We start from the raw sequence: 15945 nt of genomic DNA, 5'->3' as shown, positions 1-15945 counted from the left end.
AGTCGCTCGTCGGTAGCTGGGTTAGTCGATGGAAATTGCCTGGTTGTAGGCGGCCACGTCGGGACGCAGCTCCTGGAGCACCTGGTTCCAATCGGGTTGCCAGATGTCGACGCCCTTCAGCAACGTGTTCAACGCCTGGAAGTTGCTGTCCGACGGATGCACATCGGTGCGCACCGGGAAGCCGTACGCGACCTTGCTGACCTCCTGCTGCGCCGGCGCGCTCAACAGGAAATCGATCAGCTTTTTGCCGTTGCCGGCATGCGGCGCGTTCGCCACGAGGCCGACGTAGTAGGGCAACGCAAAGGTCGTGCGGCGGCCGTCTGGACCGGCCGGGAAGAACATCGCGACGTTCGGGTTGTCGTGCATCTGCGCGAGGTTCATCTGCATATCGCCGTTGGCCACGAAGAGTTCGCCTTTGTTGACGAGCGCCGTGAGCTTGCCGGTCGATGCGGACGGCCCGAGGTTGTTGGTCTGCAGCTTGCGCAAATAGTCGAAGCCGGCCGGCTTGCCGCCGAACGCGTGGAAGGTCTGCAGCATCAGCGCAGTGCCGTCGCCGGCCTGACCCGGCGTCGAGTACTGGATCTTCTGCTTGAACTGCGGCGCGAGCAGGTCCGCGTAGGTCTTGGGCGGGCTCTTCAGCACCGCCGAGTTGTAGATGAAGCTGGGATAGTTTCCGACCATCGCGTAGTACAGGCCTTTCGGGTCCTTGTCGCGCGTCTCGATCTTGTCGGCGCCCGCCGGCGAGTAGGACTGCAACAGGCCGTCAGCCGCGGCTTTCTGCATGAAGGGCGGCAGTGTCACCAGCACGTCCGCCTGAGTGTTCGACTTCTCCTTGCTCAGCCGGTCCACCACGCCGCTCGAGCCGGCCTCGATGTACTGCACCTTGATGCCGGTCGCCTTCGTGAAGGCTTCGAACTGATTGCCGAACCAGCTCGGCGAACCGTCGTGCAAACCATCCGCTGCATAGATGGTCACGACGTCGGACTGTGCGTAGAGGGGGGGCGTTGCCATGGCGAGCGCGCAGGCGGCCAGGGCGATCAGACGAGTTTTCATATCCATCCTTCCTTGCGTTGAGTTCGGATGAGGTCAGCATTTCACTTGGTCGCGCGGCCGGTCACTCCCAGGGCATCGACCAGGTCCGCACATTCGAGTAGCTCTTCATTGCCTCGACCATGCCCTCCTTGTAACCATTGCCTGAATCCTTGATGCCCCCGAACGGCGACATCTCCGTGCGATAGCCGGGCACTTCCCACACGTTCACGGTGCCGACTTCCAGCTCCCTGACGAAGCGCGTGATGTAGTCGAGCCGGTTCGTGCAGACGCCCGACGACAGGCCATACGCGGTCGAGTTCGAAACCCGGATCACTTCATCGAGCGCATCGGGCACGCGGATGATCGGAATCACCGGGCCAAAGGTCTCTTCGCGCACGAGCTCGCAGTCGTACGGCACGTGATCGACGACGGTCGGATGGAACAGCGCGCCCTCGCGCGGCGCGCCGTAAAGCACCCTGGCGCCGTGGGCCTGCGCATCGGCCACGCGTCGCTCGAACAGTTGCGCCGACGCCTCGTTGATGACGGTGCCCACGTCGACCGACGGGTCCATCGGATCGCCGCACTTGAGCTTTTTCGCATGCACGAGCACTCGCTCGACGAACGCATCGGCCACGCTTTGCACGACGAGAATCCGCTTGACCGCCGTGCAGCGCTGCCCCGAATTTTTCGTCGCACCGGTTACCGCGAGCTGCGCGGCCTTGTCGAGATCGGCGTCCTCCATCACGATCAGCGGATCGTTGCCGCCGAGTTCCAGCACCGTGCGGCGATAGCCCGCGTGCTGCGCGATGTACTTGCCGACTCGCACGGAGCCTGTGAACGTGACGAGATCACAGTGCGGGTCGGTGATCATCGCGTCGCCCATCGTGCGCGGATTGCCGGTGACGACACTCAGCATTTCCGGCGGCAGGCCCGCTTCATAGAGCACGTCGGCAAGCGCGAGCGCCGTCAGCGGCGTGAGCTCGGTGGGCTTCAGCACCACGCGGTTGTTGGTCGCGATCGCGGGCGCCAGCTTGTGGCTCACCATGTTCAGCGGATGATTGAACGGCGTGATCGCCGAGATCACGCCGAGCAGCGGCAGCCGCGTCGTGAAAATCTTGCGGTTCTTACCGTTCGGGCTGATATCGCAGGAATAGACCTCGCCGTCGTCCTTGATCGTGAGCTGGGCGGCAAACGACCATACGTCGTAGGCGCGGCTCGCCTCGTAAAGCCCATCCTTCCAGCACAGCCCCGTCTCCGCGGTGATCAGGCGGGCGAAGTCTTCCTTGCGCTCGCTCAGGATCTCGGCCGTGCGCTGCAGGATGCGCTGACGCTCGTAGCGCGTGAGCCGCGGCTTGAATGCGTGCGCTTTTGCGAACGCCTGTTGCACGTGTTCGGGACGACCCGCGGGCACGGTGCCGACGACCTCGTTCGTGTACGGGTTGAAGACTTCGATCAGCTCGTCGGTGCTCGTATGCTGGCCGGCGATGCGCATCGATTCCTGCCTGAAGGCGGGTTTGGTCATGACGTTCATCGAATACCTCGTTCAATGATCCGGTGGAGCCCGCAGGCCGTCGCGAGAAGCGGGGCGCGCGGGTTGTTGTGATCGACGCGTTACGCCGCGGCGCCCTGCAATACGTGGTTCATCGCGACATCGAAGATGTCGAAGTTGCGCAATGCGCGGTCTGCCGGCCAATCGGTCTTGCGGTTGACGATCAGCGGCACGTTCTCTTCCGATAGCCCGCCATGCGAACGCAACGGCTCGGTCAGGCCCGACAGGTCGTGACGCGCGGCGCTCGTGCCGAACACCTTGGCGCGTGTGCCGACCACGACGACGTCGCCGATACGGTCGGGCGGCAGCTCGAAGCGCTCGCAGGCCTCGGCACTCGTTAGCGCGAGCTGGATGCCTTCGGTCCGGCGCAGCCGTTCGAGCAGCGCCGCTGCTTCAGCCGCTGCGATCCCCTCGGGCAGGTAGATGGTGGCGAAAGAGCCCAGCGCCCCGTGATGCGCGACGTACGGATCGGTGATGGGCAGGATCACGCGCGAGCGGCCTTTGCCGGTCCATTCGTCGAACAGGTCTTGCAGGTACAGCACGTCGGGCGCGCCATCCGCGCGATGTTTGCCGTTCATGCCGTGGTCGGCGGTGATCGCCAGCACGCAGCCTGCCGCATCGAGCGCGCCGACGTAGCGGTCGAACATCGCGTAGAACTCGTTGGCTTTGGGCGACCCGGGCGCCGCCTTGTGCTGCACGTAGTCGGTCGTCGACAGGTACATCAGGTCGGGGCGGAAAGTGTCGAGCAGTTTCACGCCCGCCGCGAACACGAACTCGGACAGGTCCGCCGAATACACATCCGGCAGCGGCTTGCCGACGTAGGCGAGCACGTCGCCAAGGCCGTTCTGTGCGCGGGTAGCCTCGTTGGCCTTTTCAGCCGAAAAGGCGATCGCGCGGCCGCTCGTGAAGTCGAGCCCGTTGCCGAGCAGCGTCCGGAGCTTGTCCTTCGCGGTGACGACGGCGACCTTCGCGCCGGCGTCGTGGAACGCGGCGAAGATCGTCGGTGCGCGCAGAAAGCGGGCGTCGTTCATCATCACTTCTTCGCCGCTCGCGCGGTCGTAGAAGTAGTTGCCCGCGATGCCGTGCACCTTCGGCGGACGGCCCGTCACGATCGACAGATTGTTCGGGTTCGTGAAGCTCGGAATCACGCATTGGGCGATGCGGCTCGTGCCCGTGCGCAGCAGCTTCGCGAGATGCGGCGCGTGCCTGGCCTTCGCGGCTTCCTCGATATAGGCGGGCTCCGAACCGTCGAGGCAGATTACGACGACCGGCTCCGATGGGAAGCGGTAGTCGCGGCCGTTGATGCTCAGCACGGTGTCTTGCAGCGTACTCATGATGTCCCCCTTCAAGCCGTTTTCGCGACCGGCGCGTTCATGCCCATTTCATCGAGCACCTCGCTGATCGCACCGAGCGCGGCGCGCATTTCGCGCTCACCGAGCCGGCCGATGCAGCCGATCCGGAACGAGTCCGCAACCGTCAGCTTGCCCGGATAGATCACATAGCCGCGCGCCTTCAGGCTGTCGTAGAAGCGCTGGAATTCGAAGCGCGGGTCCTCGGGCATATGGAAGGTGACGATGATCGGAGCCTGCAGCGCTTCAGCCAGCAGCGGCTTGAAGCCGAGCGCGCGCATGCCTTCGACGAGAATCCGGCAGTTGTTGCGATAGCGCGCGCCGCGCCCAGCGACGCCGCCTTCGGCATCGAATTCCTCCAGCGCCTGATGGAACGCGACGATCACGTGCGTGGGCGGCGTGAAGCGGTACTGGCTGGTCTTTTCGAGGTTGGTCCACTGCTCGTGCAGATCGAGCACGAGGGTGGTCGCGTTGCCTTGCGTGCGGGCCAGCGCCTCACGGCGGCAGATCACGAAGCCGAGACCGGGCACGCCTTCGATGCACTTGTTCGACGATGCGGCGACCGCATCGATATGCATCGTCTGCACGTCGAGCGGCAACGCGCCGAACGCGCTCATCGAATCGACCAGATAGCCCTTGCGGTAGCGGGCCGCGAGCGCGCCGATCTGCGCGATCGGATTCAGGATGCCCGCAGTGGTCTCGCAGTGGACCGCGAACACATGCGTGATCGACGGCGAGGCGGCCAGCAGCTTGTCGATCTCGGCGAGATCGGGCGGCGTGTCCTCGGCCGTTTCGTGTACGACGGTCTTGCGGCCGGCGATTTCAAGGATGCGCTTTGCGCGCTTGCCATACGCGCCGTTGATCAGCACCAGCACCTCGCCGCCTGGCGGCACGAAGGTGGTGAGCATCGCCTCCACGGCGAAGGTGCCCGAGCCCTGCATCGGTACCGTCACCCAGTCGCGCGCGCCATTGGCGATCGCGGCAAGGCGCGCGAGAACCGAGCGATTGATCTCGATGAAGTTGGCGTCGCGCGAGCCCCAGTCGTGAACCATCGCGGCCTTGACGGTGCGTGACGTGGTCAGTGGTCCGGGGGTCAGCAACAGCGGATCGCCAGTTTCGGAACTAGCCGGCGATGCATACGTGGAACCGGTCATCGATGTCTCCTTGTGGGTCGATTTGGGTACTGCGCAGGTGCGTGAGACCCACTCTAGGAGGCGCAACAAAAACAGTCAAGATGCCAAAAAATGCCACATTCCAGTCGGACGCGCGAAACGCCGCCTGAAAGTTCGCGAAGTCCGCGATGGATATGGGAAAGCGGCCGCCGCTCGGGACAAACCCGCATGGGGAGACAGGAGGGGATAACCGGGGTTGGTGGAGTGCAGGGCGCGGCCGGATGCGTCACCTGTCAGAAGGCCAGTGGCCTGCCGTCATCGCCGAAACCCACGCTGAGAATCAGAACAGCCGCATCAGCGCAAGGCCGGCCAACGTCAACGTAGCGGCCGCGGTGCGCACGCGGCTGAACGGCTCCTTGAGCACATAGACGGCGATGAAGCCGGCGAACACCACGCTCGTCTCGCGCACTGCCGCAACGAGGGCGATGGGAGCGACGGTCATCGCCCAGATCACGATCCAGTATGCCGCGAGCGACATCGCGCCGCCCGCGAAGCCCGGCAGCAGAAAACGCCGCATCGGCGCCATGCCGGCCGGCCCGTAGCGATACAGGCAAAGCGTCAGCATCGGCAACGCATCGAACACGAACAGCGTCGCCGCGTAGGAGTTCGGATTGCCGGCGACGCGCGCGCCCACGCCGTCGACGACCGTGTAGCCCGCGATCGTCACCGCAGTGAGCAGCGCGAAGCCGAGCGCGACACGGTTTTCCGACGCGGAGTGATGGCGGCCGCGCAGCGACAGCAGCAACACGCCGCTGCCGAGCAGCACGATGCCCGCGACGCCGCCCGCGCTCATCGTCTCGTGCAAGATCGTGACGGAGACGAGCGCGGTGATCAGCGGCGCGGAGCCGCGCGCGATCGGGTAGATCTGGCTCATGTCGGCACGACGGTATGCCTCGCTCAGGCACACGTAGTAACCGAAATGAAGCGCCACCGATCCCGCCACCCAGGGCCACGCAGCAGGCCGGGCGAATCCGGTGAACGCGAGCGACGGCAGCGCGATCAAACCGCAGGCGATGCACAGCAGGGTCATCGCCAGAAAAGGATCGAGCCGCACCTTGATCACCGCGTTCCAGCCCGCATGCAAAAGCGCGGCCGACAGCACGGCGAAGAACACGGGAAGCGTCATCGTCATGCTAGCTGTGGCGATTGGCGATGATGACTTCCCAGCGCTGTTCGGCGCAGGCGCGCACGATGCCCGCGGGCGGCTCGGCGTCGACGATCAGTCCGGCGATGTGCGGCACGGGCGCGATCAGCACGGGCGTCTGCTGTTCGAACTTGCTGTGGTCCGCGAGCACGTAAACCTTCTTGCCCGACTTCATCATCAAATGGCGTTGCTCGGCGGCGAGCCGCGAGTAATCGGTGAATTCGCCTTCGGGCGAGATGCCGCCCACGCCGACAAACACGAGATCGACGCGGAAATGGCTGAGCGCGGTCATCGTCTCGACGCCGATAGCGGCTTCGTCGTTCGGGTCGATGTCGCCGCCGAGCACGACGACCTTCACGCCAGGCGCGCGGCACAGCATCAGTGCGATCGGCAGGCTGTTGGTGATGACGGTCAGGTCGCGATGATGCTGCAGCGCCTCGGCCAGACCGAGCGTGGTCGAGCCCGAATCGATCAGCACGACCATGCCGTCCGCGACGAGTCGTGCGGCCGCGGCGCCAATCGCCGCCTTGCCCAGCGCGTTGACCGCTTCGCGGCTCGCCAACGACGGTTCGGCGACCGGGCGCTTCGCCGCGCCGCCGTGCACGAGATTCGCGCGGCCCTGCTCCGCGAGGATCTTCAGGTCGCGGCGGATCGTTTCGCGCGACACGCCGAGCGTCGCCGACAGGTTGGCGACGCTGACCGAGCCGCTCGCCTCGAGGCTTTGCACGATGTAGTCGATGCGCTCGATCGCGAGGCGGCGGTTCGGGTTCAATGAAGCGGGCACGGGCCCGGCTGAGCGGTTATCGAGCATGGTGTGGCTCTCCGTGCGCATCGTCGGCGAGGACGTCGCTGGATGAATGGCAAGTTGCGTCGGGCAGACCGCGCGGATGCGATCGATGCGCTGCCTCGCCCGGGCCTTCCGTCTCCCGTGCGAGGGCGGCGATCACCGGCGCGGCCGCGCTGCCCGGATAGCGCACTTCGACGCGTGCCGCGGCGAAGAGCTGCGCATAGTGCGCGTCGAGCGGCGCATCGGTGACCAGCACGTCGATCTCGTCGGCGTTCATCGCGCGCACCAGCGCGCTGTGCTCGAACTTGGCGTGCACGGCGACGACCACCCGCTGCCGCGCCTGCCCGAACGCGGCACGCGCGAACTCGACATCCCACGGCTGTGCGTCCATGAAGCGTCCCGCGCGATCGACGGCCGTCACCGAGACGATTGCATACTTGACGTGAAATTGCCGGATGTAGGCGAGCACGGGCTCGCCGAGCGCGGCGGCGTCGTCTGCGCAGAGTTCGCCGCCCGCCATGAACACGCGATTGCCGTTGTGCTGCGCGAGCAGGCTGGCGATGGCGGCGGAGTTGGTGATCACCGTGAGCCGGGAGCGGCTGCGCAGTGCCTGGGCGATGTGCGTGCAAGTAGTACCGCTGTCGAGGATCAGCGAGTCGCCGTCTTGCACGAATTCGCAAATCTGCTGCGCGACGATTTCCTTTTCCGCCCGGTGCTCGTGCATACGCCGCCGGAACGGCGACTCCTCTAGATGGCTGGGCAGCATCACACCACCGTGCACCTTGATGAGCAGGCCCTCCTCGATTAGCGGCTTGACGGTGCGGCGGATCGTTTCGTCCGATACGGCGAGCGCCTCGGCGAGCTGGGTGATCGAGGTGGTGCCCCGTGACTGGGCGATCCGCAAAATCTCGGCACGACGTAGCAACGGATACATAAGCGGCCAGCGTGACAAAAACAGAAAGGGGCGCGACGCGTAACGGCGTGACGGGTTTCGACCGTCACGATGCCACAAAATAACACAACTTTCCTCGTCGATCGGGATTTTTATTGCGGTTGGATACCCGTGGCCCCAGCTCGAAAAAGGCGAGGTGGGAAGGTGTCTCGCGGATTCCGGGCCTGCATACAATGCCCGTAAATCAAGGCTTTTCGGCGAATTTTCACCGTGTTTGCGCTCTCCGCTGCTCTCGGCGATTTCCACTTTTTGTTGTTTTTTGCAGTTTTTTGTTGCAGTCTATGGCCACAGCGTTTTCCACACATTGCCACACACTTCCAAAAAGCGAGGTCGCCCGATGTCCACGGAAATCCCAAGCCACGCTCGTGTCGTCATCATCGGCGGCGGCATCGTCGGTTGCTCGGTTGCGTGGCACCTGACCAAGCTCGGCTGGACCGACATCGTGCTGCTCGAACAGGGGCAGCTATCGTGCGGCACCACCTGGCATGCGGCCGGTCTCGTCGGGCAGCTGCGGGCGCAGGAAAGCATGACGAAGCTGATCCGCTACTCGACGAAGCTTTACGCGCAGCTCGAGGCCGAGACGGGTCTCGCCACGGGCTGGAAGCAGTGCGGTTCGCTGTCGGTCGCGCGCACCGCAGAGCGCATGACCCAGCTGAAACGCACGGCGGCAGTCGCCCGCGCCTATGGCGTGGCCTGCGAAGTCATCGGGCCGCGCGAAGCCGGCGAACTGTGGCCGGTGATGCGCACCGACGATCTGCTCGGCGCGGTCTGGCTGCCGGGCGACGGCAAGGCGAATCCCACCGATCTGACGCAGTCGCTCGCGCGCGGCGCACGCATGCGCGGCGCACGTATCGTCGAAAACGTTCGCATCACCGCAGTGCAGACTCGACCGGCGCGCCAGGGCCGCGAGGCCTGCGGCATCACCTGGCGCCGCAAGGACGGCGCCGAAGGGACGCTGCACGCCGATATCGTGGTCAATTGCGCAGGCCAGTGGGCCAAGGCGGTCGGGCGGATGTGCGGCGTCACGGTGCCGCTGCATTCGGCCGAGCACTACTACATCGTCACCGAGCCGATCGCCGGCGTGCACCGCGATCTGCCCGTGATGCGCGATCCGGACGGCTACATCTACTTCAAGGAGGAAGTGGGCGGCCTTGTGATGGGCGGCTTCGAGCCGAACGCGAAGCCGTGGGGCATGGCGGGCATCCCCGAGAACTTCGAGTTCCAGCTTCTGCCGGATGATTGGGATCAGTTCGAGATCCTGATGCAAAACGCGCTCGTGCGCGTGCCGGCGCTCGAAACCGCGCAAGTCAGGCAGTTCTATAACGGCCCCGAATCGTTCACGCCGGACAACAACTTCATCCTTGGCGAGGCGCCGGAGCTGCGCCGCTTTTTCGTGGCGGCCGGCTTCAATTCGATGGGCATCGCGTCGGCGGGCGGCGCGGGCATGGCGCTCGCCGAATGGATCGTCGCTGGTGAGCCGACCATGGACTTGTGGCCGGTCGACATCCGCCGCTTTGCGCGCTTCAATGGCAACGACACGTGGCTGCACGATCGCGTGAAGGAAACGCTCGGCCTGCATTACGCGATGCCGTGGCCCAACCGCGAGCTCGATTCGGCGCGGCCGTTCCGGCGTTCGCCCCTGTATGCGCTGCTGCGCGACGACGGCGCGTGCTTCGGCAGCAAGATGGGCTGGGAGCGCGCCAATTTTTTCGCACCGAGCCCCGAAGAAGTGCGCATCGACTACGCGTTCGGCCAGCAGAACTGGCTACCGTGGAGCGGCGCCGAGCACCGTGCGTGCCGCGAACGGGTCGCCCTGTTCGACATGAGTTCGTTCGCGAAACTGCTCGTCAAGGGGCGCGACGCCGAAGCGGTGCTGCAAGGCATCGTAGCGAACGACGTCGCCGTGCCGCCCGGCACCACCGTCTATTCCGGCGTGCTGAACGAGCGCGGCAACTACGAATCGGACGTGACGCTGACCCGCGTCGCCGACGACCAATACCTGATCGTGACGGGCTCGGCGCAGGCAACGCGCGACCTCGATTATCTGGAGAAGGCGATTGCGCCCGAGCGCCACTGCGTGGTGGTCGATGTCACGAGTCAGTACGCGGTGCTCGCGGTGATGGGGCCGCACGCTCGCGCGCTGTTGCAAAGCGTGTCGAAGGCGGACTGGAGCAACGAGGCGTTCCCGGTTGGCCAGAGCCGCGAAGTCGACATCGGCTACGCGACGGTGCGGGCGACGCGCCTCACCTACGTCGGCGAGTTGGGCTGGGAGTTGTATGTGCCGGTCGAATTCGCGGTCGGGGTCTATGAGACCTTGCACGCGGCTGGCGAGCCGTTCGGCCTCGTCAACGCCGGTTACTACGCGATCGAATCGCTGCGGATCGAAAAAGGCTATCGGGCTTGGGGCCGCGAGCTGACGCCGGATTGCAATCCGTTCGAGGCGGGCCTCGCATTTGCCTGCAAGCTCGACAAGGACATCGATTTTCGCGGCCGCGACGCGCTTCTGCGTCTGCGCGACGCGCCGCTGCGCCGGCGTCTCGTGACCCTGACGGCCGACGGCGCCGACCATCTGATGCTGTGGGGTGGCGAAGCTATCCTGCGCGACGGCGAGCCGGTAGGGGCGGTCACCTCAGCCGCGTTCGGGCATACCATGCGATGTCCGGTCGCAATGGGTTTCGTGAACCGTGCCGATGGTCCCGCGGATGCCGCGTGGCTCACGCAAGGCCGCTATACGATCGACGTGGCGGGCGAACAGGTGAGGGCAACCGTGCATCTGAAGGCGCCGTACGATCCGCGATCCGAACGCGTGAAGAGCTAGATGCAACGTCCTTCGATCCAAACCTTGAACGGTCCCGCGATAGAGCCTGCGTGTCGGCGCCCACGAAACGATTCATGGATTTGATGACAACCGATCGATCGCCGCGTCGGAACGGATGCGTAGCATGGGAGACTTGCCGAATGAATTCTTTTCGTCACGGTGACGCGTCATACGCGGCTGAAACCTTGCTCGGTGTCGGCGTGGTGATTCAGCGCGAAGGCCGTTATCTTCTGGGTCTGCGCCGTAGCGAATATGGCTACGGCACATGGGGCTTCCCCGGCGGCAAAGTCGACATGGGTGAAGATCCGCTTGCCGCTGCTTCGCGCGAGTTGCTCGAGGAGACGGGTCTGGTGCTAACGGAACCGGTGGCAACAACCTGGAGGACGGGATGGATCGAGTCCGGCAAGCTTCGGCATATCACTTTGTTCGTCGAGGGCGATTCAACAGGAACGCCAATATGTATGGAGCCGGACAAATGCGAAGCATGGTCATGGTTCGCGGAAGACGCTCTGCCGGCGAATCTCTTCGAACCAACCGAGCTCTATTTTTCTCGGGCGCAGGAAACGGGATCGCCGTAAGGGGGAGACAGTAGACGTAGGCGACCGGCCCGCACGGAAAGCGCAATCCGGTCGATCTGTCGAGCATCGCCTACCTATCCGGCCGATACCGCGGGACGCTGCTCAATGGTTGCTGCGTCGCTTTCTCGCACTGTCAATCTGTTCCTCACCGACTTTACACCGAGCACTGATCTCGCCGCATTGGCGGCGCGCGAGATCTGCCAGCTTTCCGGCACCGTCCCGGTGAGCGTAACGACGCCGTGGCTCGCCCTGATGTGAATCTTTGAATCATCCATATCCGGTACGCGCCTGAGGGCACGGCGAACGTCGCGAACTATCGAAGTATCCGGCTTGGGTCGAGGCGGTGAGCTCGAGGCCGCCACCTTTTGTGCGACCACGTCGGTCGTCGTGCTCAGACCTGGTTGCGCGTTCGCATAGGCCGAGGCACTCGCGATGACCGCGACTAAGGTTGCGCCGATTATTCTGCTCGCATTGCTTTTATTCATGCTGCCTCCGTTGAGTTCTGTCGACCTTGCGGTTCAAGACAGAAAGATGGGGCGCGGCTCCGCCGTTCGTAGCGCGGTTGAGCGATTTTGTGGCATTTCCGTGAACGCGTCCTGCCCGGCAACAAAAGGAATAGGGCGGTGACGCAAACCCACGTAGTCCACTGCCGTCAATTCCGACGCATACGTTCAAGAGAGTACGCCTTACGCGGAAATCAGAACAGGGAACAGATAGCAACGCGCCAGGTTGATAGGCGGGGCGTGAATATCCGGTTTGCGCGAAGCTGGGCCTCATGTGGTAAAGGCGCCGGCGGCCGTGCGGTTGAGCAGGAGGAGCACGTGTTCTTAGGAGCCTGGCAGCAGCAGTGTATTTGGGTTTTTTTTGCCACCGGGGAGTCGCAATCAGCCAGGCATTTGGGCGAATCGTGACACTGTCGAACGTCGCAGTCGCCATCCGCACACAGCGGGAGGCACCCTAAAGCGCCGCCCGGTTTCAAGCGACTTGAAGCATCCCATGGAATCGCGACGCCGCCAGTTCTCAACGGTTAATTTACCCGCGCATCGCACTCGCTAGAGTGAGGGGTTTCCGGGCTTTTCGCGTGGCACTCTTCACGAATATCTTCATTTGCCGAGGCACGTTGCAGGGCCTCTGGCGGCTTGCACGGAATCGCGGTTTCGTCCGGCTCAATGTCGGCACAGAGGCCGATTTCCGATTGTGCGTGGCGCAGGAACAGAGCAAGAAGTTCGGGACGCAGTCCATCACCGCTTTGCGCTGCAAGTGCATGCAGCGAGAGAAATGGCAACATGGTTCGACTCCAATCAATATTGGGCTGTACGATTCAGGAAAGATAAAAAGTCACTTCGAATCGGCAACCCTAACGACGGGCATCGCGATACTCCGGCCGAGCGATCAAATAGGGTGATCTCGGCGCCACGGTCAGGCGGCAAAAGCGGGCCTTGCGGCTACCAGGAGAAACGTTTGTCACGCCGGTTGATCTTGAGCGTCGGCGTCTTTCAACTCAACGTAACAGGGAAACGCGTGCTTTCCGAACCATGTCGCCAACTATTTTTGACCAGCTTGTATCCCATGCATACCCCCATTTGGGAGTAACGAATGATTGACGCCAAAGTGAATCATGATTTGTGTCAACGAGATGGACGATATTTTGTTGTAGTTACACGATGAATATTCGACCACATTTTCCATCGATTCTGGCGGCGTAATGCCGCCCAAAGGCGTTTTAAAGCGTCGAGACGTGCTTAAACTGGAAATCGTCGAGGTTAGGTGATCCCTCTCGTGGCAAGGATCAGGCGATTGTGGGCACAGACAATATTCATTTGGCGATTCAGCGTATCTACGAAGCGGTTCTAGCGCCGCAAGCGTGGGAAGAGGCTGCGGCAAGTATTGTCACGGCCATCGGTGCGGACTGGGGATTTTTAATCGCGACCCAGAGAGGCGCGACGGCGCTTTCAGTGTCGGCGGGGCTCGAGCCGGTTTTTGCCCGAGGGCTTCAGCGCGAATTTCAAAACCGCCTTCCGCAGTGGATCAAAAATATTCCAGTCGGAACACCGCGACGACAGTCATCAGAAATCTCAGACTCCGAGTTCAAACGCACTCACATCTATAACGAGGTAGTCAAGCCCGCGAATATGTTCTATGGGCTCGTTCTGCCGGTTTCCCGCACCGATATGCAGCAGGTTTATTTCTCGGCTGGTAGACAGCTCGGTGCCATAGACTTTGGCGAGGCCGATCTTTCGGCTGCCGCAATGATTGCGCCGCACCTAGCCGCGGCGTTGAACGCGCGCAGTCATATGGTGTCGGCTGATCTGCGCGCCAATGGTGCATTCGACCTTTTGATGCGCCTCAATATAGGCGTCGTGCTTCTGGACTCGAAAGCCCAACCCGTCTTTGTCAATCGCTATGCAGAAGCGCTTTGCGAACCTCACGATGGTTTGATAATTAACCATCAGGAAGTATCGGCCCTCGTTCTGTCGGATGCGAAAAGCTTGCGGGATACGATTGCTTGCGCGATCGATATCAATGGTGACCGGTCGCATCTGACCATCAGTCGCCTGACGATGCGTGCAGCGCCTCGCTGCTATGTTTCTCGACGATCTCCGCGATTACCGTTGATTGTTCGCGCCATACCGGTGATGCGGCCTGAATCCTTGGGTGGGATCAGTCCACTTGTTTGCACGGCTTTATTAATTTTCGATCCGGAGCGACCCGTTGCAGTCAATCAGTCGGACGTAGCGAAAACATTCGGGCTCACCCGGCGCGAGGCTGAGTTCGCAGCACTATTGGCGCGCGGGCATGATGTTGACGAAGCCGCGTTGATCATGGGAATCAAATCTAAGACCGCACGAGAATATCTGAAGGACATTGAGGGGAAAACACAAACGCATCGCCAGTCACAGTTGGTCTCGCTCCTGCTGCGTGGTGGCACGGATATCTTTCGCGAATAGAGAATGCCCGCCATCTGCGGTTCACGGCCGAACGATCCCGAGGAACCGGGAGTCAATCGCTACGACTTCCACGCAAAATCCGGTCTCCGAGTCGAACGATTTCCTTGACCAGCAGATCCAGGTCGTCCCGACGTGTCCGGTGATTGCATATCGCGACCCTGAGGCAATGTACTCCTTGCACCGTCGTATCGGACAAGGCCGCAATACCAGCCTCCTGAAGCTGCAACATGATCTCGATGTTGAGAGCCTTTAACGCTTCCTCTTCCATTTCCTTCTCTGGCCGATATCTGAAGCATACGATGTTGATGTTGGTCGGCACGACCAACTCGAGGCGTTGCTCAGAGACGATGAGCTCACTGAGGTAGCGACCCTGCGCGATGTTTTGATCGATCAGACGGCCGAACTTCTCGACGCCATGCTCTTTCAGAGCCATCCACACTTTGAGCGCACGGAAACCTCTGGACGTCTGCAATCCATACTCGTATAGCCACGGAGCCGAAGCAATGCCACGCGGTGTCGGTTGCAGATATTCCGGAGTCAGCGCGAATGCGCCTCGATGCGCAGCGGCATCGCGAACGAGCGCGCAGCCGACCTCAAACGGGGCGTGCAGCCATTTGTGAGGATCGAGCGCGATCGAATCAGCGCGTGCGATGCCCGCAACGCGATTTGCATTGTCGGGCGCGATCGCTATCAGCGCGCCGATGCATCCGTCGACGTGTAGCCAGACGTCCTCTTCAGCGGCCAAATCGGCCAGCGCGATCAGATCGTCGATCGCGCCGGTATTGACGGTCCCTGCCGTTGCGATCACGCACGCAGGCTGAAACCCCGCGGCCCGGTCCTCTGCGATCGCATTCCGCAGAGCGGCGACGTCGATTCGCAACGCCCCATCGGTCGGAATCCGCCGCAACGCCGTATTTCCCAGGCCGAGCGACTCCATCGCCTTACGATGGCAGCTATGCATCTGATCGGAGCCATAAAACCGCAACGGCCGCTCGATGGCGGCGACACCATGCTCCCGCACGTCGATTCCAGCCTTCGCGTTGCGCGCCACTGTCAACGCAATGATATTGGCCATTGAGCCGCCGCTGACCAATGTGCCGCTGGCCGAAGCGGGAAAGCCGACCATCTCCTTGCACCAGTCGACGACCTGCTGATCCATCAACGCCGCCGCATGATTGCCGCCGCCCAGGTTAGAACCCTGAATGGCCGCCAGGAAGTCTCCTAGTGCCCCGGTGAAGTTGCTTGCGCCCATGTACCAGGACCAGAAGCGAGGATGCACGTTGCCCAGTGGATAGGGCATCAAATTGTCGCAAAGCTGGTGATAGATGCTTTCCGCCGATGCTCCCGAGCGTGGTAGCGGCTGCTCGAACAAGGCCGTGGCGTCTTCGGGCATGCTTTGCCACACTGGCCGGCTGCGGACGTCGCGCAGGTAGTCGATCGCATCGTCGACGATGCGGTGCGAGAGTGCGCGCAGCGCCGTCCAATCGTCGGGATCGAGGGTTTCCTCGGCACGCGGCTGAACGCCGTGGATAGGGAGCAAACCGGCTGCGTCGTTCTTATCCATCACGGCACCTGTCGGATTCAATGTTGAGCGAACAAGAATAGCGCCAGCAGGA

At 62.8% G+C, this 15945-nt stretch carries 13 protein-coding genes; 3 read left to right on the top strand and 10 right to left on the bottom strand.

Features of this window, described 5'->3' with window-relative positions:
• Positions 1-21 precede the first annotated feature (21 nt).
• From ACLFKU_RS18695 to ACLFKU_RS18665, 7 genes are all read right to left on the bottom strand, one after another.
• Positions 22-1053, bottom strand: coding sequence for a 2-aminoethylphosphonate ABC transporter substrate-binding protein (locus ACLFKU_RS18695; RefSeq protein ID WP_410850061.1), 1032 nt, complete (start codon positions 1051-1053; stop codon positions 22-24).
• A 61-nt stretch (positions 1054-1114) separates the two neighbouring features.
• Positions 1115-2563 (bottom strand): phosphonoacetaldehyde dehydrogenase, encoded by a 1449-nt coding sequence (gene phnY / locus ACLFKU_RS18690; RefSeq protein ID WP_410850060.1) that lies wholly within the window; start codon positions 2561-2563, stop codon positions 1115-1117.
• A gap of 80 nt (positions 2564-2643) precedes the next feature.
• Positions 2644-3915 (bottom strand): phosphonoacetate hydrolase, encoded by a 1272-nt coding sequence (gene phnA, locus ACLFKU_RS18685; protein ID WP_410850059.1) that lies wholly within the window; start codon positions 3913-3915, stop codon positions 2644-2646.
• 11 nt (positions 3916-3926) lie between these two features.
• Entirely contained in the window at positions 3927-5084 is a 1158-nt protein-coding gene (locus ACLFKU_RS18680) for a 2-aminoethylphosphonate--pyruvate transaminase (RefSeq protein ID WP_410850058.1), read from the bottom strand.
• A 298-nt stretch (positions 5085-5382) separates the two neighbouring features.
• Complete coding sequence (locus tag ACLFKU_RS18675) at positions 5383-6234, bottom strand: EamA family transporter (RefSeq protein WP_368583902.1); 852 nt, start codon at positions 6232-6234, stop codon at positions 5383-5385.
• A gap of 1 nt (position 6235) precedes the next feature.
• Complete coding sequence (locus tag ACLFKU_RS18670; RefSeq protein WP_410850057.1) at positions 6236-7057, bottom strand: DeoR/GlpR family DNA-binding transcription regulator; 822 nt, start codon at positions 7055-7057, stop codon at positions 6236-6238.
• Positions 7047-8231, bottom strand: a complete 1185-nt coding sequence (locus tag ACLFKU_RS18665) for a DeoR/GlpR family DNA-binding transcription regulator (RefSeq protein WP_410850056.1) — start codon at positions 8229-8231, stop codon at positions 7047-7049. The genes ACLFKU_RS18670 and ACLFKU_RS18665 overlap by 11 nt, the downstream gene beginning before the upstream one ends.
• A 91-nt stretch (positions 8232-8322) precedes the next feature.
• On the opposite strand from ACLFKU_RS18665, the gene ACLFKU_RS18660 reads away from it, so the two are divergent.
• Entirely contained in the window at positions 8323-10803 is a 2481-nt protein-coding gene (locus ACLFKU_RS18660) for a GcvT family protein (RefSeq protein ID WP_410850055.1), read from the top strand.
• A 140-nt stretch (positions 10804-10943) separates the two neighbouring features.
• Positions 10944-11381 (top strand): nucleotide triphosphate diphosphatase NUDT15, encoded by a 438-nt coding sequence (locus ACLFKU_RS18655; protein WP_410850054.1) that lies wholly within the window; start codon positions 10944-10946, stop codon positions 11379-11381.
• 74 nt (positions 11382-11455) lie between these two features.
• Here the strand turns inward: ACLFKU_RS18655 and ACLFKU_RS18650 are convergent, their stop codons facing one another.
• Both ACLFKU_RS18650 and ACLFKU_RS18645 read right to left on the bottom strand, forming a co-directional pair.
• A complete protein-coding gene (locus ACLFKU_RS18650) occupies positions 11456-11866 on the bottom strand; it encodes a BON domain-containing protein (RefSeq protein ID WP_410850053.1) in 411 nt (136 codons plus the stop codon).
• Positions 11867-12408: 542 nt separating this feature from the next.
• Positions 12409-12669 (bottom strand): hypothetical protein, encoded by a 261-nt coding sequence (locus tag ACLFKU_RS18645; protein ID WP_410850052.1) that lies wholly within the window; start codon positions 12667-12669, stop codon positions 12409-12411.
• 511 nt (positions 12670-13180) lie between these two features.
• Between ACLFKU_RS18645 and ACLFKU_RS18640 the strand changes: the two genes are divergently transcribed.
• The gene (locus ACLFKU_RS18640; RefSeq protein ID WP_410850051.1) at positions 13181-14329 is read left to right on the top strand and encodes a helix-turn-helix transcriptional regulator; all 1149 of its coding nucleotides are present in this window, start codon (positions 13181-13183) and stop codon (positions 14327-14329) included.
• A gap of 52 nt (positions 14330-14381) precedes the next feature.
• On the opposite strand, the gene ACLFKU_RS18635 is transcribed toward ACLFKU_RS18640, so the two are convergent.
• On the bottom strand, positions 14382-15893 hold the full coding sequence (locus ACLFKU_RS18635) for a pyridoxal phosphate-dependent decarboxylase family protein (RefSeq protein ID WP_410850050.1): 1512 nt from the start codon (positions 15891-15893) through the stop codon (positions 14382-14384).
• Positions 15894-15945: the final 52 nt, after the last annotated feature.

The organism is Paraburkholderia sp. EG304, assembly GCF_046543485.1.
Lineage (GTDB): Bacteria > Pseudomonadota > Gammaproteobacteria > Burkholderiales > Burkholderiaceae > Paraburkholderia > Paraburkholderia youngii.
Note: the sequence above shows the minus strand (reverse complement) of the source record. Positions and strands in the feature narration are given on the sequence as shown.

Excerpts from the sequence above, each read along its gene's own strand:
- ACLFKU_RS18675 (WP_368583902.1), bottom strand. The coding sequence starts at position 6,234 with ATGACGATGACGCTTCCCGTGTTCTTCGCCGTGCTGTCGGCCGCGCTT.
- ACLFKU_RS18695 (WP_410850061.1), bottom strand. The coding sequence starts at position 1,053 with ATGAAAACTCGTCTGATCGCCCTGGCCGCCTGCGCGCTCGCCATGGCA.
- ACLFKU_RS18645 (WP_410850052.1), bottom strand. The coding sequence starts at position 12,669 with ATGTTGCCATTTCTCTCGCTGCATGCACTTGCAGCGCAAAGCGGTGAT.
- ACLFKU_RS18635 (WP_410850050.1), bottom strand. The coding sequence starts at position 15,893 with ATGGATAAGAACGACGCAGCCGGTTTGCTCCCTATCCACGGCGTTCAG.
- ACLFKU_RS18650 (WP_410850053.1), bottom strand. The coding sequence starts at position 11,866 with ATGAATAAAAGCAATGCGAGCAGAATAATCGGCGCAACCTTAGTCGCG.
- ACLFKU_RS18670 (WP_410850057.1), bottom strand. The coding sequence starts at position 7,057 with ATGCTCGATAACCGCTCAGCCGGGCCCGTGCCCGCTTCATTGAACCCG.
- phnA (WP_410850059.1), bottom strand. The coding sequence starts at position 3,915 with ATGAGTACGCTGCAAGACACCGTGCTGAGCATCAACGGCCGCGACTAC.
- ACLFKU_RS18660 (WP_410850055.1), top strand. The coding sequence starts at position 8,323 with ATGTCCACGGAAATCCCAAGCCACGCTCGTGTCGTCATCATCGGCGGC.
- phnY (WP_410850060.1), bottom strand. The coding sequence starts at position 2,563 with ATGAACGTCATGACCAAACCCGCCTTCAGGCAGGAATCGATGCGCATC.
- ACLFKU_RS18655 (WP_410850054.1), top strand. The coding sequence starts at position 10,944 with ATGAATTCTTTTCGTCACGGTGACGCGTCATACGCGGCTGAAACCTTG.
- ACLFKU_RS18680 (WP_410850058.1), bottom strand. The coding sequence starts at position 5,084 with ATGACCGGTTCCACGTATGCATCGCCGGCTAGTTCCGAAACTGGCGAT.